The organism is Nocardia sp. NPDC057353, from assembly GCF_042667085.1.
Taxonomy (GTDB): domain Bacteria; phylum Actinomycetota; class Actinomycetes; order Mycobacteriales; family Mycobacteriaceae; genus Nocardia.
The window spans coordinates 1-23869 of record NZ_JBHVAK010000038.1 but is presented as its reverse complement, the minus strand read 5'-3'; the positions used below and the strand labels follow the sequence as shown (position 1 = coordinate 23869).

At 71.2% G+C, this 23869-nt stretch carries 22 protein-coding genes; 11 read left to right on the top strand and 11 right to left on the bottom strand.

Going from position 1 to position 23869, the window contains the following annotated elements; genetic code table 11:
- Window positions 1-346 precede the first annotated feature (346 nt).
- Window positions 347-706 carry a hypothetical protein gene (locus ACFUUZ_RS20160; RefSeq protein ID WP_378698327.1) on the top strand — a complete coding sequence of 120 codons (360 nt, stop codon included), beginning with the start codon at window positions 347-349 and terminating at the stop codon, window positions 704-706.
- A 310-nt stretch (window positions 707-1016) separates the two neighbouring features.
- Here ACFUUZ_RS20160 and ACFUUZ_RS20155 read toward each other — a convergent pair whose 3' ends face one another.
- Window positions 1017-2162: a Fic family protein gene (locus tag ACFUUZ_RS20155; protein WP_378698325.1), complete on the bottom strand. Its 1146-nt coding sequence runs from the start codon at window positions 2160-2162 to the stop codon at window positions 1017-1019.
- A gap of 209 nt (window positions 2163-2371) precedes the next feature.
- On the opposite strand from ACFUUZ_RS20155, the gene ACFUUZ_RS20150 reads away from it, so the two are divergent.
- The 3 genes from ACFUUZ_RS20150 to ACFUUZ_RS20140 all read left to right on the top strand — a co-directional run bounded on the left by ACFUUZ_RS20150 (window position 2372) and on the right by ACFUUZ_RS20140 (window position 5421).
- Window positions 2372-3574, top strand: coding sequence for an argininosuccinate synthase (locus ACFUUZ_RS20150; RefSeq protein ID WP_378698323.1), 1203 nt, complete (start codon window positions 2372-2374; stop codon window positions 3572-3574).
- Window positions 3571-4977, top strand: a complete 1407-nt coding sequence (argH, locus tag ACFUUZ_RS20145) for an argininosuccinate lyase (RefSeq protein ID WP_378698321.1) — start codon at window positions 3571-3573, stop codon at window positions 4975-4977. The genes ACFUUZ_RS20150 and argH overlap by 4 nt, the downstream gene beginning before the upstream one ends.
- A gap of 111 nt (window positions 4978-5088) precedes the next feature.
- Window positions 5089-5421: a hypothetical protein gene (locus ACFUUZ_RS20140; RefSeq protein ID WP_378698319.1), complete on the top strand. Its 333-nt coding sequence runs from the start codon at window positions 5089-5091 to the stop codon at window positions 5419-5421.
- Between the two features lie 78 nt (window positions 5422-5499).
- Here the strand turns inward: ACFUUZ_RS20140 and ACFUUZ_RS20135 are convergent, their stop codons facing one another.
- The gene (locus ACFUUZ_RS20135) at window positions 5500-5850 is read right to left on the bottom strand and encodes a hypothetical protein (RefSeq protein WP_378698317.1); all 351 of its coding nucleotides are present in this window, start codon (window positions 5848-5850) and stop codon (window positions 5500-5502) included.
- Window positions 5851-6046: 196 nt separating this feature from the next.
- Entirely contained in the window at window positions 6047-6595 is a 549-nt protein-coding gene (gene idi, locus ACFUUZ_RS20130; RefSeq protein WP_378698315.1) for an isopentenyl-diphosphate Delta-isomerase, read from the bottom strand.
- A 201-nt stretch (window positions 6596-6796) separates the two neighbouring features.
- Here idi and ACFUUZ_RS20125 point away from each other — a divergent pair, with 201 nt between their 5' ends.
- Both ACFUUZ_RS20125 and ACFUUZ_RS20120 read left to right on the top strand, forming a co-directional pair.
- On the top strand, window positions 6797-9697 hold the full coding sequence (locus ACFUUZ_RS20125; protein WP_378698393.1) for an AMP-binding protein: 2901 nt from the start codon (window positions 6797-6799) through the stop codon (window positions 9695-9697).
- A 52-nt stretch (window positions 9698-9749) separates the two neighbouring features.
- On the top strand, window positions 9750-10349 hold the full coding sequence (locus ACFUUZ_RS20120) for a class I SAM-dependent methyltransferase (protein ID WP_378698313.1): 600 nt from the start codon (window positions 9750-9752) through the stop codon (window positions 10347-10349).
- Between the two features lie 39 nt (window positions 10350-10388).
- On the opposite strand, the gene rffA is transcribed toward ACFUUZ_RS20120, so the two are convergent.
- Window positions 10389-11528: a dTDP-4-amino-4,6-dideoxygalactose transaminase gene (gene rffA / locus ACFUUZ_RS20115; RefSeq protein WP_378698311.1), complete on the bottom strand. Its 1140-nt coding sequence runs from the start codon at window positions 11526-11528 to the stop codon at window positions 10389-10391.
- The gene (locus ACFUUZ_RS20110) at window positions 11518-12612 is read right to left on the bottom strand and encodes a glycosyltransferase (protein WP_378698309.1); all 1095 of its coding nucleotides are present in this window, start codon (window positions 12610-12612) and stop codon (window positions 11518-11520) included. The genes rffA and ACFUUZ_RS20110 overlap by 11 nt, the downstream gene beginning before the upstream one ends.
- Window positions 12613-12849: 237 nt before the next feature.
- Here ACFUUZ_RS20110 and ACFUUZ_RS20105 point away from each other — a divergent pair, with 237 nt between their 5' ends.
- From ACFUUZ_RS20105 to ACFUUZ_RS20095, 3 genes are read left to right on the top strand one after another with little or no spacing between them, the layout of a single operon-like run.
- Window positions 12850-15018: a hypothetical protein gene (locus ACFUUZ_RS20105; RefSeq protein ID WP_378698307.1), complete on the top strand. Its 2169-nt coding sequence runs from the start codon at window positions 12850-12852 to the stop codon at window positions 15016-15018.
- A complete protein-coding gene (locus ACFUUZ_RS20100; protein ID WP_378698305.1) occupies window positions 15015-15551 on the top strand; it encodes a GtrA family protein in 537 nt (178 codons plus the stop codon). The genes ACFUUZ_RS20105 and ACFUUZ_RS20100 overlap by 4 nt, the downstream gene beginning before the upstream one ends.
- Window positions 15552-15555: 4 nt before the next feature.
- On the top strand, window positions 15556-15789 hold the full coding sequence (locus tag ACFUUZ_RS20095; RefSeq protein WP_378698303.1) for a Trm112 family protein: 234 nt from the start codon (window positions 15556-15558) through the stop codon (window positions 15787-15789).
- A gap of 2 nt (window positions 15790-15791) precedes the next feature.
- On the opposite strand, the gene ACFUUZ_RS20090 is transcribed toward ACFUUZ_RS20095, so the two are convergent.
- The 3 genes from ACFUUZ_RS20090 to ACFUUZ_RS20080 form a co-directional block, all read right to left on the bottom strand.
- Window positions 15792-16394 carry a TetR family transcriptional regulator gene (locus tag ACFUUZ_RS20090; protein ID WP_378698301.1) on the bottom strand — a complete coding sequence of 201 codons (603 nt, stop codon included), beginning with the start codon at window positions 16392-16394 and terminating at the stop codon, window positions 15792-15794.
- Complete coding sequence (locus tag ACFUUZ_RS20085) at window positions 16391-17155, bottom strand: ABC transporter permease (protein WP_378698299.1); 765 nt, start codon at window positions 17153-17155, stop codon at window positions 16391-16393. The genes ACFUUZ_RS20090 and ACFUUZ_RS20085 overlap by 4 nt, the downstream gene beginning before the upstream one ends.
- A gap of 71 nt (window positions 17156-17226) precedes the next feature.
- Window positions 17227-17955: an ABC transporter ATP-binding protein gene (locus ACFUUZ_RS20080; protein WP_378698297.1), complete on the bottom strand. Its 729-nt coding sequence runs from the start codon at window positions 17953-17955 to the stop codon at window positions 17227-17229.
- A gap of 37 nt (window positions 17956-17992) precedes the next feature.
- On the opposite strand from ACFUUZ_RS20080, the gene ACFUUZ_RS20075 reads away from it, so the two are divergent.
- Window positions 17993-18649: a DNA-3-methyladenine glycosylase gene (locus ACFUUZ_RS20075; RefSeq protein ID WP_378698296.1), complete on the top strand. Its 657-nt coding sequence runs from the start codon at window positions 17993-17995 to the stop codon at window positions 18647-18649.
- A 4-nt stretch (window positions 18650-18653) separates the two neighbouring features.
- Here ACFUUZ_RS20075 and ACFUUZ_RS20070 read toward each other — a convergent pair whose 3' ends face one another.
- The 3 genes from ACFUUZ_RS20070 to ACFUUZ_RS20060 are packed head-to-tail and all read right to left on the bottom strand — an operon-like array spanning window position 18654 to window position 22001.
- Window positions 18654-19793 (bottom strand): hypothetical protein, encoded by a 1140-nt coding sequence (locus ACFUUZ_RS20070; protein WP_378698294.1) that lies wholly within the window; start codon window positions 19791-19793, stop codon window positions 18654-18656.
- Window positions 19790-20362, bottom strand: a complete 573-nt coding sequence (locus ACFUUZ_RS20065; RefSeq protein WP_378698292.1) for a hypothetical protein — start codon at window positions 20360-20362, stop codon at window positions 19790-19792. The genes ACFUUZ_RS20070 and ACFUUZ_RS20065 overlap by 4 nt, the downstream gene beginning before the upstream one ends.
- 7 nt (window positions 20363-20369) lie before the next feature.
- Window positions 20370-22001 carry a VWA domain-containing protein gene (locus tag ACFUUZ_RS20060; protein ID WP_378698290.1) on the bottom strand — a complete coding sequence of 544 codons (1632 nt, stop codon included), beginning with the start codon at window positions 21999-22001 and terminating at the stop codon, window positions 20370-20372.
- Window positions 22002-22123: 122 nt separating this feature from the next.
- Between ACFUUZ_RS20060 and tyrS the strand changes: the two genes are divergently transcribed.
- The gene (gene tyrS, locus ACFUUZ_RS20055; protein WP_378698288.1) at window positions 22124-23416 is read left to right on the top strand and encodes a tyrosine--tRNA ligase; all 1293 of its coding nucleotides are present in this window, start codon (window positions 22124-22126) and stop codon (window positions 23414-23416) included.
- Window positions 23417-23869: the final 453 nt, after the last annotated feature.

The following is a 23869-nucleotide window of genomic DNA, read 5'->3' as shown; positions in this document are numbered from 1 at the left end:
AGCCGAACCCCGCTCTTTGCTTCGACCGGGCGGACGGCGAGCGTGTACCCGTCGATGGTCACCGTGCCGTCCAGGGATTCGACCCGGGTGCGGCCACGGCGCGAGCAAGTCGGATCTCGATCGCCTGCATGCGGCGATCGAGCAGATCCGTCGGCACGAAGAAGTTTCGCTGCCGGCTGAGCTCCGGGGACGTGCTACCGCGTTGGGGCTGATGTGACCTGCTGCCCGGTACCGCGACAGAGTGCACGAGCTCGCCTCGTGGCCCGATCCGACGATCGAGACCACGGGCACAGGCCAGTGGGTTGTCTGTGCACTATGCTGGCCGCGGACCTTGGGGAGGAGTTCGATGAATCCTGAACTGCCGCAGTCGCAACCCGCAGTTCGGCCGCCGCCGTTTCAGGCGAGGAGCGATCGCGACGTGCTGTCGCCGAATCAGCGGATCGTTTTCCTCGCCGGCTACCTGTTCGTCGGATACGGCCTCCTGGTTGCGGCGACAGTGGTGGGCTATCTCAACTGGCAATCGGATCTCGAGACGTGGTCGGCTGCTGACTCGAGCATTCGAGGTGATTCGCCATCGCTGCTCGAATATCTGTTGGCGTCTGCATCATTCTTTGCTGTCGTCTTCGGGTGCCCGCTCGTCGTGATGATCGCCGTGCTCAAAGGAAAACTGCGAAGTTACGTGATGGACAGGCCGTTTCGAAGCTGACCGGCGCGGTGACGACGGTCCGCCGTCGTGCGCGACACCACCTGCTCGAGCTCGGCGCTGCAGGCCGTGCGGACGGGCGTCTATCGGCAGTTCGCGGGTCGGAAGCCGTCGGTCGCGTCGACCACGATACGGGTCGGTGCAGTTCCGATCGGCGCTCGCGGTCGTCATGTACCCAGCAGCGGGCGGAGGTTTCTCCCGTCGGGGCAGGGGCGCGCCGACAACCGGATCGGATGGGCGCCGGCGGGCTGTACCGCGCGAAGTTGGTCGACGAACCCGCCCGCGCGACATTCGTCATCACCGCAGTTCACTACTACGGTACGTCCGGCGCAGGCGGGAGACTTCCCTCGGTGATGTTCAGCTCGTACGACGTACTTCGCCCACTCGAATCCGAGCGTCGCAGCGCGCCGAGGTCGACGAGTTCGTTGATGTCGCGGAGGGCGGAGGCCTGGGAGGTCTTGGTGATGATCGCCCATTTGCGGGTGGTCAGTTTGCCGTCGAAACCGTCCAGGACCCGATTGAGCATGTCGATTTGGCGCGGGTTCATCGCTGTCGTGTGCCAGGTCCGCCAGAAGTTCGCTTTCACGAGTGCCGCGTCGATGGTGTGGTGTGCGTCGCTGATCGACTGATGTAATTCGTCGAGAAACCAGAGCAGCCAGCCGGTGACGTCCAGACCGCCTCGTTGCGTCTGTTCGAGGATGGTGTAGTAGTTCTTGCGATCACGTTGGATCTGCGCGGACAGGCTGTAGAAGCGGCGGGGGCTGTGCTCGGATCGGGCGAGGGCGAGATCGCCTATGGCACGGGCGATCCTGCCGTTCCCATCGTCGAAGGGATGAATCGTCACGAACCACAGGTGTGCCAGACCGGCTTTGAGCACCGGGGGTTCGGGGGTTTCCGCGTCGAGCCAGGTCAAGAAGAGGTGCATGTCGTCGTCGAGGCGGGAGGCGGGCGGGGCTTCGAAATGGACACGCTGCCTGCCGTACGGGCCGGAGATCACCTCCATCGGCCCGGTCTCGTCGGTGCGCCAAGCGCCGACGGTGATTCGTGATATGCCGGAGTAGCCGGTGGGAAAAAGGCCTGCGTGCCAACCGAACAGACGTTCCCTGGTCATGGGTTGTTCGTGGTGGCGGGTCGCGTCCAGGATCATTTCCACGACGCCGTCGACTCTGCGGTCGGTCGGGGCCGCCGCTCCGATATCCACGCCGAGTCTGCGGGCGATGGACGATCGGACCGATGCCGCATCGAGCAACTCGCCCTCGATGGCGCTCGATTGCACGACGTCGGCGGTGAGAGCCTCCAGTCCGGTGCGTTCCTGGGTGTCGTCGTCGGCGTGCATGAGCCGGCCGTGGAGGCGACCCTGTGCCAGCGCGACGGCCGCGGTCGGTTTCGCGAGCAGCGCGGCATCGTAGGTGAAGTGCGGCCAGTCGGTGGCCTCCCAGATGTACCGGCGATGCGCCATGAAGCGATAGTATCCGCTATTCGCTTCAGAAACTGACGTGAATAGCGAATCGGCCGTTGCTCCGGTGGCTGCGGCTCCTCGCTGCGGAACAACCCGCCGCAGTACTCTTCCCCGAACACCCCACCCCCGCCGATGAATGGCTTTGCAGACTCATGCATAATCATTTGTAGAGGGCAGACCCCACACAGAAACCTAGGAGCACACACACCATGTCCGATCGCGTCGTACTCGCCTACTCCGGTGGCTTGGACACCTCCGTCGCCATCAGCTGGATCGGCAAGGAGACCGGCGCCGAGGTCGTTGCCGTCGCCATCGACCTCGGCCAGGGCGGCGAGGACATGAACGTGGTGCGCCAGCGCGCGCTGGACTGCGGTGCGGTCGAGGCGATCGTGGTGGACGCGCGGGACGAGTTCGCGAACGACTACTGCCTGCCGACCATCCAGGCGAACGCGATGTACCAGGGCAAGTACCCGCTGGTGTCGGCGATCAGCAGGCCGCTGATCGTGAAGCACCTGGTGGAGGCGGCGAAGTTCCACGGGGCGAGCACCGTGGCGCACGGCTGCACCGGCAAGGGCAACGACCAGGTGCGGTTCGAGGTGGGGATCGGGGCGCTGGCGCCGGACCTGAACGTCATCGCGCCGGTCCGCGACTACGCCTGGACCCGGGAGAAGGCGATCGCCTTCGCCGAGGAGAACAAGCTGCCGATCAGCGTCAGCAAGAAGTCGCCGTTCTCCATCGACCAGAACGTCTGGGGGCGCGCGGTCGAGACCGGGTTCCTGGAGGACCTGTGGAACGCGCCGACCAAGGACGTCTACGACTACACCGCCGACCCGACGGTGAACTTCGAGGCGCCGGACGAGCTCATCGTCACCTTCGACAAGGGTGTTCCGGTGGCCATCGACGGGCGGCAGGTCTCTGTGCTCGAGGCCATCGTGGAGCTGAACGCGCGGGCGGGGCGGCAGGGCGTGGGCAGGCTGGACATGGTCGAGGACCGGCTGGTCGGCATCAAGAGCCGGGAGATCTACGAGGCGCCGGGCGCGATCGCGCTGATCACGGCGCACGAGGAGCTGGAGGCGGTCACCGTCGAGCGCGAGCTGGGGCGGTACAAGCGGCAGGTGGAGCAGCGCTGGAGCGAGCTGGTCTACGACGGGCTGTGGTTCTCGCCGCTCAAGCGTGCGCTGGACGCCTTCGTCGGCGAGACCCAGGAGCACGTCTCCGGTGACATCCGGATGGTGCTGCACGGCGGCAACGTCGTGGTCAACGGGCGCCGCAGCGAGCAGTCGCTGTACGACTTCAACCTGGCCACCTACGACGAGGGCGACACCTTCGACCAATCGCTGGCCAAGGGCTTCGTGCAGATCCACGGCCTCTCCTCGAAGGTCGCCGCGCGGCGCGACCTGAACCAGAAGTGAGCGGCGGCACCAATACCGGCGCGCTCTGGGGCGGCCGGTTCGCCGACGGCCCGGCCGCGGCCATGGCGGCGCTGAGCAAGTCGACGCACTTCGACTGGGCGCTCGCGCCGTACGACATCCGGGCGTCGAAGGCGCACGCGCGGGTGTTGCACAAGGCCGGGCTGCTCTCCGCGCTGGACCTCGACGCCATGCTGAACGGGCTGGACGGGCTCGACGCCGACGTGGCGTCCGGGGCGTTCGGCCCGGCGGAGTCCGACGAGGACGTGCACGGGGCGCTGGAGCGCGGGCTGATCGAGCGGGTCGGGCCGGAGCTGGGCGGCCGACTCCGAGCGGGGCGTTCGCGCAACGACCAGGTGGCGACGCTCTTCCGGATGTGGCTGCGGGACGCCGCCCGCCGCGTCGAGGCGGGGCTGCTGGACGTGGTCGAGGCGCTGGTGGCGCAGGCCGAGGCGCACCCGGACGTGGTGATGCCGGGCAAGACGCACCTGCAGGCGGCGCAGCCGGTGCTGCTCGCGCACCACCTGCTCGCGCACGCGCACCCGCTGCTCCGCGACATCGACCGGCTGCGCGACTTCGACAAGCGCGCGGCGATCTCGCCGTACGGGTCGGGGGCGCTGGCGGGCTCCTCGCTCGGACTCGACCCGGAGGCCATCGCGGCCGACCTGGACTTCCACGCGGCCGCGGCGAACTCCATCGACGCCACCTCGGCGCGCGACTTCGCGGCGGAGGCGGCGTTCGTGCTCGCCATGATCGGGGTCGACCTGAGCCGGATGGCCGAGGAGATCGTCGTCTGGAGCACGCCGGAGTTCGGCTACATCACGCTGGCCGACGCCTGGTCCACCGGGTCGTCGATCATGCCGCAGAAGAAGAACCCGGACGTCTCCGAGCTCACCCGCGGCAAGGCGGGGCGGCTGATCGGCAACCTCACCGGGCTGCTCGCCACGCTCAAGGCGCAGCCGCTGGCCTACAACCGGGACCTGCAGGAGGACAAGGAGCCGCTCTTCGACTCGGTGGCCCAGCTGGAGCTGCTGCTGCCCGCCATCGCGGGGCTGGTCGGCACGCTCACCTTCCACCCGGAGCGGCTCGCCGCGCTGGCCCCGGCCGGGTTCACGCTCGCCACCGACATCGCGGAATGGCTGGTGCGGCAGGGAGTTCCGTTCCGGGTCGCGCACGAGGCGGCCGGTGGGTGCGTGCGGGCGGCCGAGGCGCGCGGGGTCGGGCTGGACGAGCTCACCGACGCGGAGTTCGCGGCGGTCGACCCGGCGCTCACCCCCGCGGTGCGCGAGGTGCTCACGGTGGCGGGCTCCATCGCCTCCCGCGATGCCAAGGGTGGCACCGCCGGGGTGCGGGTGGCGGACCAGCTCGCCGACGTGCAGGCGGAAGTCGCGCGTCTGCGCAAGTAACGGCGAAGTCGCTGGCACGAGCCTGTTTCTTGTCGGACCCTCCCGGTAGAATCGACAGTGTGTTCGAGCGCGATCCAGTGCGTTCGACACTTTCAGGGATGGGAGGGCCCCGTGACCGAATCCGCCACCGCCCGCATCGGAAGCGTCACCGAACTCCGCAGCGCGAGCCACCGCTACCGGCGGCCCGCGCCGGAACCGCTCACGCCGTACGCGCCGCTGTCCCGGCGCCCGCTGCCCGCGGGCAAGCCGCGGCACTGGTACATCACGCACAACCGCAGGCTCAAGGCCATGCGCCTGGCCATCGCGCTGCTCGATTCCGGCACCTACCTGCCGACCCAGGCGAGCAACGAGAAGATCCGGCGCACGGCCGAGCAGGTCGGCATCCGGCCGCCGTCGGACGCCACCTGCCGCATGGTCCGCACCATGCTGCGGTACAGCCGGTAGCGGGAACGACGCCGGCCGGGTGCGCTCAGCGCTACCCGGCCGGTATCCCGCGGGCCCGTCTCCCCGACGGGCGAGTTCTCAGGCCGCCACGGCGGCGGTCAGCTTGTCCAGTTCGGCCTCGGGGTCGGCGACGTCGACCACCAGCCGGGTGTACTCGCCGCCCGCCAGGTCGATGCGGATGGCGCGGCCGGTGAAGGTCGTGTCCCAGAACTCCTTGCGGCCCTTGCCCCGGTAGGTGCCCGCGGCGATCACGCCGGGGAAGAAGGTGCCGGGCGCGCGCACCCACGGCGGGCGCAGGTCCACCTCGGCGGGGGTAATGGCCTCGATATCGGCGACGTCGAGGGTGAGCTGCCCGCGCAGCGCCAGGATGCGGTGTCCGCCGAGCACGTTCAGCGTCACCGTCGACTCGTCCAGCTCCAGCTCGACCATCGAAAACCTCCCGGTTGCGTACCGCGCGATCAGGGTTGATCGCCGTTCGACAACCACTCTGGCCGCGGCTGCTGGCCTCGGCCTGAGCCCAGCCTGTGAGTTCCCCAAGTGTTTCGTTCGTCGATACCGTGATATGCGCATCTCATTATCTGGTAGCCGAGATCCGCCCGCCGGTAAAGCGGGCAGGGAGGAGGGGTCAGGCGAGCGCGACGTCGAGGACGCCTACCAGCCACGGGGTGAAGTCGCCGGGGCGGGCGGCCAGCTCGGCCCGCAGCTCGGCGGGGGCGACCCACCTGACCTCGGCGACCTCGGCGGGGTCCGGCCGCGGCACCTCGTGCGCGAGCGTGCCGGTGAGCACGTGGTCCCACTCGTGCTCGACCCGCCCGGTGCGCTCGTCGTCGGCGCGGTACCGGTAGACGCCGCGCTCGGTGAGCCCGGTGGTCACCCCGAGCTCCTCGATCAGCCGGACGGTCGCGGCGGCCACCACCGGCTCGCCCGGTGCCGGGTGCCCGCAGCAGGCGTTCGCCCACAGCAGCGGGAACCGGGTCTTCACCGCGGCCCGGCGCTGCAGCAGCACCCGGCCGTCGGCGTCGAAGAGCACCACCGAGAAGGCGCGGTGCAGCAGCCCGGGCTGCCGGTGCGCCTCCAGGACCGGGCAGGCGCCGACCGCGCTCCCGGCATCGTCGACGAGTTCGACGGGGAGGGTCTCGCGGTCGGTGGCCGGCTGCTGCGCGGTGTCGGTCATTTCTCCAGCCTATCGGCGAAAGCGGATCACAGCCTGGTCGCACTGGCCGGTGCGTCGCGGGCGTGGGCACATAATGGGTAAGCGATGTGCGAAGCTCGACTGCGCACGTCGGATGCGTGTGAGGGCGGTCACGGTGAGGTACGGCCAGGAGCGATCGTGAATTTCGGTGTGCAGGGAATCGCCGGTTCGGTGCAGCGCCTGATGGCGACGGCACAGAACGGGCTCGAGGTGATCCGCTTCGGCGGGCTGACGCACGACGTGGAGTCGTCGCCCTTCGAGGTGGTCGAGCGCAGACGCATGTACCGGCTCCGGCACTACTTCCCGGACGAGGTCGGCGACGGCCGCCCGGTGGCGCTGCTGGTGCCGCCGCTCATGGTGAACGCCGACATCTGGGACGTGGGCGCCGAGGACGGCGCGGTCGGCATCCTGAACCGCGGCGGGGTGGACTGCTGGGTGGTCGACTTCGGCTCGCCCGCCACCGAGGAGGGCGGCTGGCAGCGCGACCTCGCCGACCACATCCTGGCGATCAGCAGCGCCATCGACACCGTCACCGAGGCCACCGGCAGCGACGTGCACCTGATGGGGTACTCGCAGGGCGGCATGTTCGCCTACCAGACCACCGCCTACCGCTACGGCAAGGGCGTCGAGAGCATCGTGACCTTCGGCAGCCCGGTCGACATCGTCAACGGCATGCCGTTCGGGCTGCCCTACGGCATGGTCTCCGAGGCCGCCGACTTCGTCGCCGACCACGTGCTGAACCGGCTGCCGATCACCGACTCCATGGTGCGCATCGGCTTCCAGCTGCTGGACCCGGTGAAGACCGCCAAGTCGCGGATCGACTTCCTGCGCCAGCTGCACGACCGGGAGGCGCTGCTGCCCAAGGAGCGGCAGCGCCGCTTCCTGAACAGCGAGGGCTGGGTCGGCTACGCTGGGCCCGCCGCGGCCGACCTGCTCAAGCAGTTCGTCGCGCACAACCGGATGATGTCCGGCGGGTTCGTGATCCGCGACCACCCGGTCTCGCTGGCCGAGCTGCGCTGCCCGATCCTGGCCTTCGTCGGCGAGGTGGACGACATCGGCCAGCCCGGCGCGGTGCGCGGCATCGTGCGCGCGGCCCCGCACGCCGATGTGTACGAGGCGACGCTGCTCGCCGGGCACTTCGGCCTGGTCGCGGGCTCGACCGCGAGCAACCGGACCTGGCCGCTGGTGCGGCAGTGGATCGACTGGCTGGACCGCGACCGCACGCTGCCACCGGAGATCGCCCCCATGTCGGAGTACGTGGCGCCGAACACCCCGCGCTCGGCCGCGGCCCGCGCCATCCACACCGCCGGTTCGCTGGTGGAGGCGGGCACCGGCATCGGCAAGGCGCTGGAGAACCTGGCCTCAGGGGCGATGAAGGGCTCGGTCGAGCTGGTCGGCGAGGCCGCGCGGGCGCTGCCCCGGCTCACCCGGCTCGGCACCATCCAGCCGCACACCAGGATCTCGCTGGGCAGGCTGCTCGCCGAGCAGGCGAATCGGGCGCCGAACCGCGACCTCTTCCTCTTCGACGACCGGGTGCACACCAACGAGGCGGTGAACGCCAGGATCGACAATGTGGTCCGCGGGCTGATCTCGGCGGGCGTGCGCCCGGCGAACCGGGTCGGCGTGATCATGGAGACCAGGCCGAGCGCGCTGGCCACGGTCGCCGCGCTCTCCCGGCTCGGCGCGGTCGCGGTGCTGCTCGCCCCGGGCAGCGAGCTGAAGCGCGCGCTCGGGGTGACCGGGGTGCGCACCGTGGTGAGCGACCCGGAGAACCTGCGCCAGGCCGCCGCCACCGGGGCCCGCGTCCTGGTGCTCGGCGGCGGCGCGGACCGCGAGCTGGACATCCCGGCGGGCGGCGACGTCACCGACCTGGAGCAGATCGACCCGGCCACCATCCCGCTGCCCGGCTGGTACTCCCCGGACCCCGGGCTCGCCCGCGAGCTGGCCTTCGTGCTGGTCATCGGCACCGGCGACCGGCTGGAGACGAAGTACATCACCAACCACCGCTGGGCGCTCTCCGCCTTCGGCACCGCCACCTCGGCCGACCTGGACCGCAGGGACACGGTGTACTGCCTGGCGCCGCTGCACCACTCGTCCGGGCTGCTGGTGAGCCTGGGCGGCGCCATCGCGGGCGGCAGCCGGATCGCGCTGGCCCGCTCGCTCGACCCGCACCGCTTCGGCGAGGAGGTGCACCGCTACGGCGTCACGGTGGTCACCTACACCTGGACCATGATGCGCGACATCCTGGACGCCGAGGTCTTCCCGGTCGGGCACCGGCACCCGATCCGGCTCTTCATCGGCTCCGGCATGCCCGCCGGGCTGTGGCGGCGCACGGTCGAGCAGTTCGCCCCGGCCCGGGTGCTGGAGTTCTACGCCTCGATCGAGGGCGACGTGGTGCTGGCGAACGTCAGCGGCGTCAAGCACGGCAGCAAGGGCAGGCCGGTGCCGGGCACCGCGCGGGTGGAGCTGGTGGCCTATGACCCGGTGGCGGAGGAGGTACTGGTCGACGCGGACGGGTACGCCCGGCGCTGCGCGGACAACGAGGTCGGGCTGCTCATCGGCAAAGCCGCGGACAGCGTCGACCTCTCCACCGGCGGGCTGCGCGGGGTCTTCGCCCGCGGCGACTCCTGGATGCCGACCGAGAACCTGTTCCGCCGCGACTCGGACGGCGACTACTGGCTCATGGACCGCCGCGACACGGTGATCCTCGGCAAGCGCGGGCCGGTGTACTCGCAGCCCATCGTGGACGTGCTCAACGACATCGGCGCGGTCGACATGGAGGTCGCCTACGGCCTGCCGGACGGCGGGCACTGCCTCGCGGTGGCGGCGGTGAGCGTGCGCGACGGGCACCACCTGGAGCCCAAGGACGTCACCGAGGCGCTGCGCGCGCTCGACCCGGACCAGCGCCCGGACATCGTGCACGTGGTGCCGGAGATCCCGCGCAGCGCCACCTTCCGGCCGTCCACGCGGGCGGTCCGGGAGACCATGCCGCCGAAGCCGGGGCCGGACACCTGGTACTACGACCGGCAGTCGGAGAGCTACGAGGTGCTCACCGAGGAGGAATCGGACCGGCTGCCCGGTTGATCGCGAAACCCGGCGTGGGCGAGCGGATCCGGGGATGGCATAGTCGGGCCCCGTGAGCACCAGCCTCATCTACCGCAACGGCATGGTCTACGGCGTCCTGATGCGCGCCCTGTACGGGCGGCACTACCCGGACCGGTTCCGCGCCGTCGCGGCGGAGATCCCGCACGGCGCCTCGGTGCTCGACCTGTGCTGCGGCCCGTCCACGCTCTACACCCGGTACCTGCGCGACCGCGAGGTGGAGTACCGCGGGCTCGACCTGAACGAGCGCTTCGTCGCGGGGATCAGGAAGGCGGGCGGCCGCGCCGACGTCTGGAACCTGGGCGAGGGCGGCCCGCTGCCCGCCGCCGACGTGGTGCTCATGCACGCCAGCCTCTACCACTTCCTCCCGGACGCCGCCCCGGTCGTCGACCGCATGCTGGCCGCCGCCCGCGACCGCGTGGTGATCGCCGAGCCGGTCCGCAACATGGCCAGCAGCGACAACAGGCTGCTCGCCGCGCTCGGCAAGCGCTACACCGACGCGGGCGACGGCGCCCAGGCGCACCGCTTCACCGAGGACACCCTCGACGGGCTCTTCGCCCGCTACGCGGACCGGGTCGTCAAGGAGGCGCTCATCGCGGGCGGCCGGGAGAAGCTGTACGTCCTCGAGCCGTAGCGCGTCCCGCGACGGGCGGCACTGCGGGCGGGCAGCCCGTCAGACGGTGAACGCGGTCACCGCGGCGATCACCCGCTCCACCTGCTCGTCGGCGAGATCCGGCCAGAGCGGCAGCCGCAGCACCGTCGCGGAGAACTCCGCGCTGCGCACGCACGGCACCGGGGTGCGGCCGAGCTTGAGCCCGGCCGGGCTGGAGTCCAGCGGCACGTAGTGGAACGGCGCGGAGACGCCGAGCCCGGCGAGGTGCCTGATCAGGTCGTCGCGCAGCTGCTCGCTGGGGGCGCGCAGGTAGTAGAGGTGCGCGGTGTGCTCGCGGTCCGCGGGCACCGTCATGAGCCGGATGTCGTTGCGCCGCGCCCACTCCGGCAGCGCGGTGGCGTAGGCGTGCCACACCCGGTGTCTGCCGGTCTGGATCAGGTCGAACTCGTCGAGCTGGGCATCGAGCACGGCGGCGTTCAGCTCGCTCGGCAGGTAGCTGGAGCCGATGTCCTGCCAGGAGTACTTGTCCACGGCGCCGCGCAGGAAGCGGGCCCGGTCGGTGCCCTTCTCCCGGATGATCTCCGCGCGCGCCATCAGGATCTCGTCACTGAGCAGCAGCGCGCCGCCCTCACCGCAGTGCACGTTCTTGGTGTCGTGGAAGCTCAGCGTGCCGAGCGTGCCGAGGGTGCCGAGCGGCCTGCCGCGCCAGCGCCCGCCGAGGCCGTGCGCATTGTCCTCGACCACCGCGAAGCCGTGCGCGGCGGCGAGGTCGAGCAGCCCCGCCATGTCCGCGGCGACGCCGCCGTAGTGGATGACGACCACCGCCTTGGTGCGCGGGGTGACGACCTCCGCCACCGAGGCCGGGTCGAGGTTGCCGGTGGCCGGGTCGATGTCGGCGAAGACGCAGGTGGCCCCGCGCAGCGCCATCGAGGTCGCGGTGGAGGTGAAGGCGAAGCTGGGGACGATCACCTCGTCGTCCGGGCCGAGCTCGAGCAGCAGCCCGGCCATCTCCAGCGCCGAGGTGCATGAGGTGGTGAGCAGCGCGTGCGGCGCCTCGGTGATGGCCTTGAGCCGGGCGGTGGCGGCCGCGGTGAACGGCCCGTCGCCGTGGCTGTGGTCGGAGGCGAGCACCGCCTCCAGGTTGGCGAGTTCGCGCTGCGCGCGGTGCGGGCGGCTGAAGAGGATGCGCTCAGTGCTCAACCTGCTCGACCTCCCTGGTCGTGATCGTCGTCGCGGCCTGCTGGTCCAGGCGGGGGATGGGGGAGCGCACGGTCAGGTAGAGCGGCTTGCCGACCAGGATGTGCAGCGCGACCCCGAGGTACTCGGCGATCAGCCCGAGCGAGAAGAGCGTCGCCCCGGAGCACAGCAGCACCACCACGATCATCGACGCCCACCCCTCCGGCGCCCAGTCCTCGGTGGTCATGGCCTCCCAGACCACGACCCCGGCGACGATCACCCCGGCCAGCGCCAGCGTCACCCCGAGCAGGCTGACCAGCCGCAGCCCGCGGGTTCCGCTGCACAGCACCATCTTCCAGAACAGCGAGAAGAGCCTGCGGTAGTTGTACCCGGAGTCCTCACGGCCCTCGGCGCGCAGCGTGACCGGCACCTGCGCCACCGCGCCGACCACCCAGGTGAGCGCGACGTCGAGGTAGGCGCCGTTGGAGGCGACGTCGGCCAGGCTGCGCCCGATGTCGCCGCGGATCAGCCGGAAGCTCTCGAACCGGGTGGAGTCCGGGAAGGCGAAGAGCGTGGCGAGCACCAGCTTGGCGCCGCGCGAGGTCAGGTTGCGCAGGAAGCCGTGCGGGCGGGTGTTGGTGGGCTTGGAGTAGACCAGGTCGGCGCGCTCGCCGAGCGCCGCGTCCAGGAAGGCGGCGATGAAGGCCGGGTCGTGCTGGCCGTCCTCGTCCATGGTGACGATCCAGTCGCCGCGGGCGGCGGCCATGCCCGCGATGGTGGCGGCGTCCTGCCCGTAGTTGCGGCTCAGCCAGATCGGCCGGACCTGCGGAAAGCGGCGCTCCAGCTGCTGCAGCACCACGTCCGAGCGGTCCGGGCCGTGGTCGTGCACCAGCAGGATCTCGTCCACCACGAAGAGCGCGCCCGCGGGCGTCGTATCCGCCGCGGCGAGCCGGTCCAGCTCCTCGACCAGCGCCCCGATGGTGTCCTCGCCCCGGTACACCGGGACGACCACCGAGATCGAGTGCGGCCGGTCGACACCGGGCCGGGCGAGCTCGCCGTGCGGCGCGGTATCGGCCGGACGGGGGGAACGAGCGGAGGGAATCGGCATCAGCTGGATCGACTTTCGACAACGGTGCGTGCCGGCAACTCCCCGGCGGGGGAGGCAGAGCCCGAGACGACCGGAACTCTAACACGGTGCGGTAACGGTCCCCGAGCCCGAGCGGGCCCCCCTTCGGGCGGTGGCGGCGGTCTGCGCGCACGGTAGGGTCTGGAACTCGTGACCGACAGTGCAGTATCGGACTCCCGCCGGAATGTGTACCGGTGGGGCCTCGTCACCGTCCTCGGTGTGATCGCGGGCTATGCCGCCGTCCTGCTGGCCAATGCCAGGCACTACTACACCGACGACACCGAATCGCAGTACACCGCGCTCTGGGTCGGGCTCGGCCGCTCGCTGCGCGACGGCGTCTTCCCGGTGATGGTGCCCGAGCAGTGGATGGCCGGGAACAACACCATGGACGACGCGGGGCTGTTCAACCCGCCGCAGCTGCTGATCGACCTCATCGCGCCGTCGATCGACAACGTCGCGGTCTACGCCACCGTGGTCAAGCTGGTCTTCGCGATCATCGCCGCGCTCGGCGTCTACCGGATCGCGCTGGTCTACGGCGCGCGGCCGGTGTGGTCGGCGGTCGCGGGCGTCGCCTTCCCGCTCTCCGGCTTCTTCCTCTTCTTCGACCAGGCCAGCTGGATGACGGCGCTGACCGGCACCGCCTGGCTGGTGCACGCCTGGGCCTCCTCGGTGCGCTACACCCGCGGCCTCGGCGGGCCGATCCCGGTCTTCGTCTTCCTGTACCTGGTGATCACCACGCAGTACATCTTCCCGGCGGTCGAGGCGGTGCTCATGCTGGCCGCGGTCGCCGTCGGCGAGCTGGTGTACCAGCGCCGCTGGCAGCCGGTCGCGCGGCTCACCGCGGTCGCCGCCTGCGCCGGGCTGGCCGGGCTGATCGCCTTCCTGCCGAGCATGCTCTCGGCCAAGGTCACCTGGCGCGGCACCGCGCAGATCATCAACGACCAGTTCCTCACCGTGCCCTGGTCCGAGTCGCTGAACGCCAGCCTGCCCAGCGCGCTGCCCGCCTTCACCTCGTGGTGGAGCTACGTGCACCCGATGCCGGTCACCTACATCGCCTGGTTCCTGATCCCGGCGCTGGCCTTCATCGACTGGACGAAGGCGCGCGGCGCCTGGCGCGAGCTCACCGCGGTCGCGCTCTTCGCGATCATGATGCTCATGTGGACCGCGGGCCCCGGCTCGGTGGGCCCGCTGCGCTGGCCGGTCCGGGTGCTGCCGATGCTCGCCATCGGGCTGCTGGTGCTGGTCTGCGTGCTGATCGGCCGGTTCGGCACGGTCCGCGACTGGAAGCCGCGCGCGATCGCGGGCGCCGTGCTGGTGCTCGCCCTGCTCGTCCGCTCCTTCTCCGCCGACCCGGCGCGGGTGGTCTGGCACCTGCTGGCCGCCGTCGCGCTGCTCGCGCTCGGCGCGGGCGTGGTGTGGCTCGGCCGCACCCGAGGCACGGCCTTCGCGGGCGCGCTGACCGTCCTCGCCATGTTCCCCATCGCCTACTTCCAGGTGGATGCGGCGCAGCCGACGCCGATGGCCTGGAACCTGCCCGCGCACCGCTCGGACGCCAAGGACTCGTTCCCGGAGTTCGCCGGCACCACCCTGCAGCTCGGCGACCGCGGCCTGCTGCAACCGCAGGACAAGAGCGTCGACGGCGCCTACGGCTCGCTGGTGTTCGGCAACTATGCCCGCGCGGTCGAGCTGGACTACGTCAACGGCTACACCCCCAGCGGCCACTTCTACTTCGGCGAGCTGCTCTGCATGCGCTGGGACGGCAGCGTCTGCCCCGACGCCTACCGCCGCATGTTCGCGCCGGAGCCGAGCACCGGCCGCACCCTGGTCGACCTGATGAACGTCGACCGGGTCACGCTGCAGAAGGCGCTCTTCCCCGACGCCGGGCTGAACCCAGCCCCCGAGGGGTGGAAGTGGGTCGACTACCCCGGCAACGACCGCTACATCTGGGTGCTGGAGCGGGAGAACGGCCTGATCTCCACCGTGAACGGCCGGGTCTCCGACGCCGACGGCGTGACCGCGACCTCGATCGGCGAGACCGACACCACCAGCCGGGTCCTGGTCAGCTCGGCCGAGGGCGGCAAGGTCACCTTCGCCCGGCTCGGCTGGCCCGGCTACCGGGCGACGCTGGACGGCAGGGATATCCCGATCACCACGGTGGCGAAGTCGTTCATCGCGATCGACGTCCCCGCGGGCACCGAGAACGCCGAGCTGGAGCTCACCTGGCGCCCGCCGGGCTGGAAGATCGGGATCGGCACCGCCGGTCTCGGCCTGGCCGGGCTGGGCGTCATGCAGTGGCTCTGGATCCGCTCCCGCCGCACCGAGCCGGACGCCGACGCGGAGATCCCCGCCGACGAGCCGGACCGCCCCCTGGCGGACGTCGCCCCGTGAGCACGGCCCCACCGCCCGATCGCGCCGCGCCTCCGCACCCGGTGGGCGCGGCCCCGGCGCACCCCGTCGCCCCCCTCGGCGGCCCGGCCGCGGTCGAGGTCGCGGCCGCGGCGGAGCCGGAGCCAGGGCTCCTGCTCCGCCTGGTCCGCCGCCAGGAGGTCGGCTTCGCCCTGATCGGCGGCTTCAACACGGTCTTCGGCATGGCGCTGACCCTGTTCTGGCTCTGGCTGCTGCCGGACTCGTGGCCCGCCGCGATCTCGGTCGTCTTCGCCTACGGCATCGGCACGACGACCGCGTTCGTGCTGCATCGGACCCTGGTGTTCCGGGTGCGCGGCCGGGTGCTCCGCGACTTCCTCGGCTTCGTCGTGGTGAACTCCGGCGGCCTGCTGCTGAACATCGTCCTGCTCTCGCTCGCCGTCGACGTGCTGAGGCTGCCGGAGAACCCCTCCACCGTTGTGGTCATGGCGCTGGTCGCGGTGGCGAGCTTCTTCGGGCACCGGCACATCTCGTTCCGCCGGGCCGAGGTAGGTTGACCCCATGCCCGAGCAGTACACCCTCGACCCGACCCTGCTGAGCCTGCTGGCCTGCCCGGAGGACAAGGGCCCGCTGCGGCTGGTGCGCACCGCCGACGGTGACACCGTGCTCTACAACGAGCGGCTGGCCCGCGCCTACCCGATCGACGGCGGCATCCCGGTGCTGCTCATCGACGAGGCGCTGCCGGTGAGCGCGGCCGAGGCGGCCGGGTTCACCGAGGTCCCCGCGGGCGCCTGAGCTCAGCCCAGGTCGCCGGTGAGGTAGCGCTGCACGGTCGGCCCGACGGCGGCCACCACCGCCGCCACCGGCATGGAGGCCAGCGGCTCCAGCGCGATCACCTTGCGCGCGGTCAGCACCCCCAGCATCTGCGAGGCCACCAGCGCGACCCGCCCGCTGCCGTCGTCGGTCGCGGTGGCGATCCGGCCGCGCACCCGCTGCAGCGCCACCTCCACGAAGAAGCTGCGCGCCAGCTCGGGCTCGGTCCCGGCCACCAGGGTGCGCAGCACCGCGACCGCCGAGCTGCCCAGCTCGGAATCCCAGAGCGTCACCAGCGTGCGCACCATGGTGGCGCCGAGCTCGTCCAGCGGCACCGCGTCGAGCACCCGCAGGACCACCTCGGGATCGATCGGCAGCTCGATCACGGCCGCGAAGAGCTGCCGCTTGGTGCCGAAGTAGTGGTGCACCAGCGCCGGGTCCACCCCGGCGGCGCCTGCCACGGCCCGGATCGAGGTCCGGTCGAAGCCGTTCGCGCCGAAGAGTTTCCTGGCCGCCTCCAGGATGGCCGAGCGCGCGCCCGAATTGCCGGGTCGACGTCCGGAGCGGCCGGTGGGTTCGCCGCTCACGCGGTGCGGCGGCGCAGCGTCGCGGCGCCGAGCGCGAGCGCGACCACCGCGAAGGCGGCCACCACGGCCAGGTCCCCCCACATCCGCGCGGTCGGCTCCGGGTGCGCCGCCACCTCCTGCAGCGCGTCCACCGCGTAGCTCAGCGGCAGCACATTGCTGATCGCCTCCAGCCAGCCGGGCAGCTCCCCGCGCGGGACCAGCAGCCCGCACAGGAAGATCTGCGGCGCCACGATCACCGGCATGAACTGCACCGCCTGGAACTCGGTGCGCGCGAAGGCGCTGGCCAGCAGCCCGAGCGCGACCCCGAGCACCGCGTCCAGCACCGCGATCAGCACCACCCAGCCCGGGTTGCCCGCCGCGTTCAGCCCGAGCAGCCAGAACGACACCAGGCAGGCCACCCCCGCCTGCGCCGTCGCGGCCAGCGAGAAGGCGGTGCCGTAGCCGCCGAGCAGGTCGAGCTTGCGCAGCGGCGTGGTGAGCAGCCGCTCCAGCGTCCCCGAGCTGCGCTCGCGCTGCATGGCGATGGCGGTGATCAGGAACATGACGATGAAGGGGAGGATGCCGAGCATGCTGATCCCGACCCGGTCGAAGAGCGACGGCTGCGTCGGCGGCGTCGGGACGTCCTGGTAGACGAAGTACAGCAGCGCCATCAGCACCGCGGGCACCACCAGGATCATGGCGACCGTGCGCCGGTCGTTGCGCAGCTGGCGCAGAATGCGCATGGTCGTGGCGGTGTAGGGACGCAGTGTCACGGTGCTCATGCTGTGTCCGTTCCGCCCGAGCGAGGGCCCTGCGTGGCTACGCTTCGCTGCCGCCTCCGGGCCTGACTCGCTCATGCGGGGGCTCCGGTCGTGATGAGGGCAAGGAAGGCCGATTCCAGGTTCTGCTCGCCGGTGCGGGCGCGCAGCTCGGCGGGGGAGAGCTCGGCCAGCAACCTGCCCTCGCGCATGAGCAGCAGCCGGTCGCAGTGCTCGGCCTCATCCATCACGTGGCTGGAGACCAGCAGCGTGGTCCCCGCCGCCGCCAGCGCCGCGAACTGCCGCCACAGCTCAACCCGCAGCACCGGGTCCAGCCCGACGGTCGGCTCGTCCAGCACCAGCAGCTCCGGCTGCGCGACCAGCGCGCAGGCCAGCGAGACCCTGGTCTTCTGCCCGCCGGAGAGCGCGTCGCCGCGGTGGCCCGCGCGCTCTTCCAGCCCGACCGCGGCGATCGCCTCGTCCACCGCGGCGGCGTCGCGCCCATAGAGCGCGGCGTAGTAGCCGATGTTCTGCCGGACGCTGATGTCGCTGTAGATGCTCGGCGCCTGCGTCACGTACCCCACCGCGGCCCGCAGCGCCGCCGCCCCGGCGGGCCGCCCGAGCACGGTGACGCTGCCGCCGTGCACCAGCTGGGTGCCGACGATCACCCGCATGAGCGTGGTCTTGCCGCAGCCGGACGGCCCGAGCAGCCCGGTGATCGAGCCGCGCGGAATGGTCAGCGCGATGTCGTGCAGCACCGGTCTGCCACCGCGCCGCACGTCCAGGCCGCTGACCTGCACGGCGGGTTCGGAGGAATCGGGCATGGCCCCTCTATTCATCGGGTGTTGAATTCACTGTGCGATGAATTTACGCCCGGAGCGGGTTCCGGCACAACCGTTCGGCACAATCAGCCGGGTGCAGGAACTCGTCACCGACCCGCCCGCCGCCGCCCGCCGCCTGCTCGGCGCCACGCTGTGGTCGGGCGAGGTGGGGCTGCGGATCGTCGAGGTGGAGGCGTACGGCGGCGACCCGGCGGGGCCGTGGCACGACCCGGCCTCGCACTCGGCCCGCGGCCGGACCGCGCGCAACACCGTCATGTTCGGCCCGGCGGGCGCGCTCTACGTCTACCTGAGCTACGGCATGCACCTCTGCGCCAACGTCACCACCGGCCCGGACGGCACCGCGAGCGCGGCACTGCTGCGCTCCGGCGAGGTGATCGCGGGCCTCGACACCGCCCGTGCCCGCCGCCCGACCGCCCGCACCGACACCGCGCTGGCCCGCGGCCCCGGCAACCTGGGCGGCGCGCTCGGGCTGAGCCTGGCCGACTACGGCGCCGACCTCGCCGACCCCGACGGCGCCATCCGGCTCGAGCTCGGACCGCCGCTCCCGGACTCGGCCGTCGCCGCGGGCCCGCGGGTCGGGGTCAGCCTGGCCGCGGACATCCCGTGGCGCTTCTGGCTGCCCGGTTCCCCCGCCGTCTCCGCCTACCGCCGCAGCCCGCGGGCGCCCCGCGCCTAGCGGGTCAGCACTGCCCCCGCTCGAAGCAGCGCAGCAGCAGCTCCGTGACCTCCTGGTTCGGCGCCTGGGTCTTCTTCAGCTCCGCCGTGCCAGGCAGCGCGACCCCGGGGAAGGCCTGCGCGAGGCCCTGCCCCTGGCTCTGCTCCAACTCCGGGCTGCCCGGCCGGAAGCCGTAGCTCCGCGCCGCGATCGCCTGGATCTCGGGGTCGAGCATGGCCGCCGTGAACGCCCTGCCCTCCGGGGTGAGCGCCAGGATCGGGTGCTCGTTCAGGATGGTCGGCTCCGGGTACAGCGTGACGATCTGCTCCGGTACCCGGCCCCCGCGCCCGGCCACCCACTGCAGCAGCTGGTTCTCGTACCCCGCCAGCAACCCGCCGGTGCCCTGGATGAGCCACTGGTCGAAGGCGCTGTCCGAGCCGGGACGCATCAGCCCCTGCGCCTCGATCAGCGCCCTGACCCGCGGCAGCGCCGTCTTCGCCTGCTCGGCGGTGGCGGGCCGGTACGGGTCGCCGGTGGCCAGGATCGCCAGCTCCAGCTGGGCCAGCGCCATGCCGGAGTTCGACTTCGCCGGGTCACTGCTCGCCACGATGATCGGCCCGGCGGGCACGGCCACCCCGACATCGGCCCAGCTCCGGCCCCGCAGGATCAGCTCCTCCAGCAGCCGCTTCATGTCGACGATGAAGTACGCGTCCGCCCGCCGCGCCACGATCCCGCTGCGCAGCAGCCCCTCCGCGACCTCCCGGTTGGCGTAGAGCACCTGCGGCGACTGGAACACCGGCTCCGCCAGGTAGTCGGGGAAGGCATCGCTGCCGCCGCTCTCGAAGATCGCCTGCGCGCTGAACGACGAGGGCCACAGGCAGTCGACGCCGTCCGCGCGCAGCCGCTCCACCGGGGTTTGCACCTGCGCGTACGACCCGCGCTCGCGGAAGTTCGGCCGCAGCCCGAACCGCTCCCGCAGGATCCGCTGCACCTCGGCGTCGCCGAGCAGCCCGCTCTTCTCCGAGCCGCCGAGGCAGTCGACCGTGGTCACCGCCTCCGCATCGCCCGCGCTCGGCCGCGCGATCAGCCAGATCCCGGTGCCGAGCAGGACCAGCACCACCAGGACGACCAGCACCGGCCCGGCGATTCCACGCTGCTGCTTCATCGTTCCCCCTCCCTGAAGAGCGGCAGGTACGGCCCGGACTCCAGCCGCATCTGATCGATCGCCCGCTGGAACTCGAGGATGTGGTCGTCGGTCAGGTCGGCGCGGGCGCCCGCCATCTCGTCGGCGAAGACCGGGGCGAGCTCCCGGAACGTCCGCATCGCCTCGGCGGCTTCGCCGCGGTCCTGGAAATACAGGTACCGCTCCAGGCCGTCGGCCACGGTGCGCAGCCGCCCGTGGATCACCGACAGGTCGGTGCCCGCCGGGATCCGCGCCCGGTCGTCCTCGACGATGCCGAGAATCGCCGTGCAGGCCCTGGCCAGCGCCGCCGCGGTCGGCGCGTCCCGCACCTGCGCGCCCGCCGCGGCGACCTGCCTCGCGAGCCGGGCCAGGTTGCGCAGCAGCGACCGCCGGCTCGACCGGGAGTGCGCCGCGGGTGCCGCGGCGGCGACGCCGAGTACGGCCGCCGCGGTCAGCACCGCGGTGCCCGCCGCGCTGCCGCTCACCGCGAAGATCGGCAGCGCGACGAGCGCCGCGGGGGCGCCCGCGTAGACCGAGAGGCGGGTGAACACGGCCGCCCTAGCGGAACGCCGCGGCGGTGCGCAGCGCCGTCGAGACGTCGTCGCCCGCGGGCAGGTAGCTGCCGCCGGTGCCGCTCGCGATGCTGCGCAGGTCCCGCTCGTCGACGTCGCCGAATCCGATCGCGATCACCGGCACCCCGATCGCGGCGAGCTGCCTGATCGCGGCATTGTCGGTGCCGTTGTCCCTGCCGTCGGTCATCAGGACGACGGTGCGCTTGCGCCCGTCGGCCGATGCGCCGCGCAGCACCTTCGCCGCCTCGGCCAGGCAGCCCCTGATGTCGGTGCCGCCGGTGGGGCCGAGCGCGAGCACCCGGTCCTTCAGCGCGGTCAGCTCGCCGGGGTCGTTGCCGTCCACCGTCCACGGCCCGCCCTTGATCGTGCCGTCGAAGACGATCATCGTGGTGCTGTCCTGCGGGTTGACCAGCAGTTTGTGCCTGCGCGAGCTGGCGGGGTCGAGCAGCGTCCCGACCGCGTCCCGCACGCCGTCCCAGCCCGCGCCCTCCATGCTGCCGGAGCCGTCGATGCAGTAGACGAAGTCGCCGGGCCGCCGGTACCGGGTCTGGTAGTTGTCCAGCGCGGCCTGGATGACGTCGACCGCGGGGAAGGTCACCGGCTGCTCGGTCCGCGCCGTCTGCACACCCCAGGCCGGGTCGAAGACGTCGCGCGGTGCGTCCGGCAGCGCGAGCCCGATGCTGCTGTTCGGCCGCCTGCCGAGCCGCAGCAGCTGCTGCTGCGCCTCCGGGCCGGTCAGGAAGTCCCGCAGCCGCTCGAAGTTGGCCTGCTTGGCGGTGTTCTCGCTGTGTGGAAGAAAGCCGATCGGCGAATCCGCGAAGGCCAGCGAGCCCTGCGGGTACACCATGGTCATCGGCTCGCGGCCGCGCGCGACCAGCTCCCGATTCTGTTCCAGGACCAGTGCCTCATAGGTGAAGACGCCGTCACAGCGGTCCGGCGCGGCCACGCACTCGGTCATCATGGTTCCGGTCGACGGCGGCGTGTACGCGAAGGCCCGCGCGAACCGGGTGATGCCGTCGCGCACCCGCGGCGATTCCAGCTGCGCCATGGTCAGCGGCGTTCCCGGCGGGTTGCCCGCGAAGTGGTTGAGGAAGCCGAGCAGCACCGTCGCGCCCGAGTTCGACTGCGCCGGGTTGGTGATCCACACCTTCGTCCGCCCGGACTCGACCGCGGCCAGGATCGATTCGATCGCGGTGTCGCTGCCGGGGGTGAAGCCGAGCCCGGCCATCTTCCGCTGCCACCCCGCGAAGACAACGGGCGAGGAGAAGGTCGTCTCGGAACCGGTCAGGCTGCCGCACTTCTCGTTGCCGAGCTGCGCGAAGACCGAGCTGGCGAACCAGAACACGTCGTACGGCGGCAGGCTCGCACAGTCCTCCCGGTCGAGCAGCACGGCCTGGTCCACCGACCCCATCGGCGTGGCATTGCAGGTCAGCCCCGCGCCTTCGCACCAGGGGCGGACCACCTGCTCGAAGATCGTGCTCTGCTCCGAGCCGAGCACGATGTTCAGTACCCGCGGGTCGTCACTGTACGAATCGGTGCCGGTCGATTCCGCCCCCGAGCAGCCCGCGGTGAACAGGAACACTGTGGCCGCAGCGGCGGCGAATATGCGCTTCTTCATAGGTCCTCGCGCGCGAAGCTACGGTGCCGAGGGGGCCCCGACGTGTCGCCCACATGAACGGCAGTGTTCGCGAACTGCCCTGACCAGCACACCGATCCGCCGGTGCGGCACAATCGGTCCACGTGAGCAGCGACATCATCGACGAACTGACCTGGCGCGGCCTGATCGCGCAGTCCACCGATCTGGATGCCCTGCGCGCGGCAACGGCCGACGCGCCGCTGTCGCTCTATGCCGGTTTCGACCCGACCGCCGCCAGCCTGCACGCGGGGCACCTGGTCCCGCTGCTCACCCTGCGGCGCTTCCAGCGCGCCGGGCACCGCCCGATCGTCCTCGCGGGCGGCGCGACCGGGCTCATCGGCGACCCGCGCGACGTCGGCGAGCGCACCATGAACGCGGCCGACACCGTCGCCGAGTGGGCCGAGCGCATCCGCGCCCAGCTCGAGCGCTTCGTCGACCTCGACGATTCGCCCACCGGCGCCACCATCGTGAACAACCTCGACTGGACCGGCTCGCTGTCGGTCGTCGACTTCCTGCGCGACATCGGCAAGCACTTCTCGGTGAACGTCATGCTGGCCAGGGAGACCGTCAAGCGGCGGCTGGACACCGACGGCATCTCCTACGCCGAGTTCAGCTACATGCTGCTGCAGGCCAACGACTACCTGCAGCTGCGCCGCAGCCACGGCTGCAGGCTGCAGGTCGGCGGCTCGGACCAGTGGGGCAACATCATCGCGGGCGTCGAGCTGAACCGCAGGGTGGACGGCGAGCCGGTGCACGCGCTCACCGTCCCGCTGGTGACCTCGGCCGACGGCAAGAAGTTCGGTAAGTCCACCGGCGGCGGCAGCCTCTGGCTCGACCCCGAGCTGACCAGCCCCTACGCCTGGTACCAGTACTTCGTGAACACCGCCGACGCCGACGTCGTCCGGTACCTGCGCTGGTTCACCTTCCTGAGCCGCGAGGAGCTGGCGGAGCTGGAGACCGCGACCGCCGAGCGCCCGCACGCCCGCGAGGCGCAGCGCAGGCTCGCCGCCGAGATGACCACGCTGGTGCACGGCGAGGCCGAGACCCGCGGCGTGCAGCTCGCGAGCCAGGCGCTCTTCGGCCGCGCCGACCTCCGTGAACTGGGGGAGAGCACGCTCGCCGCCGCGCTCCGCGAGGCCGCGGTGGACGGCACCGTCGCCGAGATCGATCCGAACGGCGCGAACACCATCGTCGACCTGCTGGTGGCATCCGGGCTCTCGGAGAGCAGGGGAGCCGCCCGCCGCGCGGTCAACGAGGGCGGGGCCGCGGTCAACAACGAGCGCGTCACCGACCTCGACTGGACCCCCGGCGAGGGCGACTACCTGCACGGACGGTGGCTGGTGCTGCGCCGGGGCAAGCGCAACTTCGCGGGTGTCCTGCGCGCTCCGCGGGGATGATCTTGATGGTGGCCCGGATCACAACGGTGTGATTCGGGGCCACCGCCCCTCGCTGGAGCCGATGACCTGCGGTTTCGCGATGCCGACCAGGCGATTTGACGTTGCGTTTCCCGCCGCGTAACTTATTCCATGTCAGAGCGACACGGACACCGACCCGGGAGACCGGGACACGAGGTTGGACGGTTGAGCGCCTGGTGGTTGGCTGGCCTGTTTGACATCTTGGGTGTTCGGGTTTAGCCTGGAACAGTTGCCCTACGGAAGAACCAGTTTTGCTGGTGCGGATGTTGGTGCGTGTGTTCTTTGAGAACTCAATAGTGTGTCGATGAATGTCAGTGCCAAAATATTTTGGTTCCTGGTCTTTCACACCCCCGTGTGGAGGCTGGGACATTTTGTCAGCAAACATTTTTTGCTGGTGTTTTGTTTTGCTGGGTTTTCGGACTCGCGTTTTTCTTT

Coding starts and splice junctions, on each gene's coding strand:
- ACFUUZ_RS20150 (WP_378698323.1), top strand. CDS start 2,372: ATGTCCGATCGCGTCGTACTCGCCTACTCCGGTGGCTTGGACACCTCC.
- ACFUUZ_RS20155 (WP_378698325.1), bottom strand. CDS start 2,162: ATGGCGCATCGCCGGTACATCTGGGAGGCCACCGACTGGCCGCACTTC.
- ACFUUZ_RS20070 (WP_378698294.1), bottom strand. CDS start 19,793: ATGAAGCAGCAGCGTGGAATCGCCGGGCCGGTGCTGGTCGTCCTGGTG.
- ACFUUZ_RS20075 (WP_378698296.1), top strand. CDS start 17,993: ATGAATTTACGCCCGGAGCGGGTTCCGGCACAACCGTTCGGCACAATC.
- ACFUUZ_RS20160 (WP_378698327.1), top strand. CDS start 347: ATGAATCCTGAACTGCCGCAGTCGCAACCCGCAGTTCGGCCGCCGCCG.
- idi (WP_378698315.1), bottom strand. CDS start 6,595: ATGACCGACACCGCGCAGCAGCCGGCCACCGACCGCGAGACCCTCCCC.
- ACFUUZ_RS20125 (WP_378698393.1), top strand. CDS start 6,797: ATGGCGACGGCACAGAACGGGCTCGAGGTGATCCGCTTCGGCGGGCTG.
- ACFUUZ_RS20110 (WP_378698309.1), bottom strand. CDS start 12,612: ATGCCGATTCCCTCCGCTCGTTCCCCCCGTCCGGCCGATACCGCGCCG.
- ACFUUZ_RS20060 (WP_378698290.1), bottom strand. CDS start 22,001: ATGAAGAAGCGCATATTCGCCGCCGCTGCGGCCACAGTGTTCCTGTTC.
- ACFUUZ_RS20095 (WP_378698303.1), top strand. CDS start 15,556: ATGCCCGAGCAGTACACCCTCGACCCGACCCTGCTGAGCCTGCTGGCC.
- ACFUUZ_RS20080 (WP_378698297.1), bottom strand. CDS start 17,955: ATGCCCGATTCCTCCGAACCCGCCGTGCAGGTCAGCGGCCTGGACGTG.
- ACFUUZ_RS20085 (WP_378698299.1), bottom strand. CDS start 17,155: ATGAGCACCGTGACACTGCGTCCCTACACCGCCACGACCATGCGCATT.
- ACFUUZ_RS20135 (WP_378698317.1), bottom strand. CDS start 5,850: ATGGTCGAGCTGGAGCTGGACGAGTCGACGGTGACGCTGAACGTGCTC.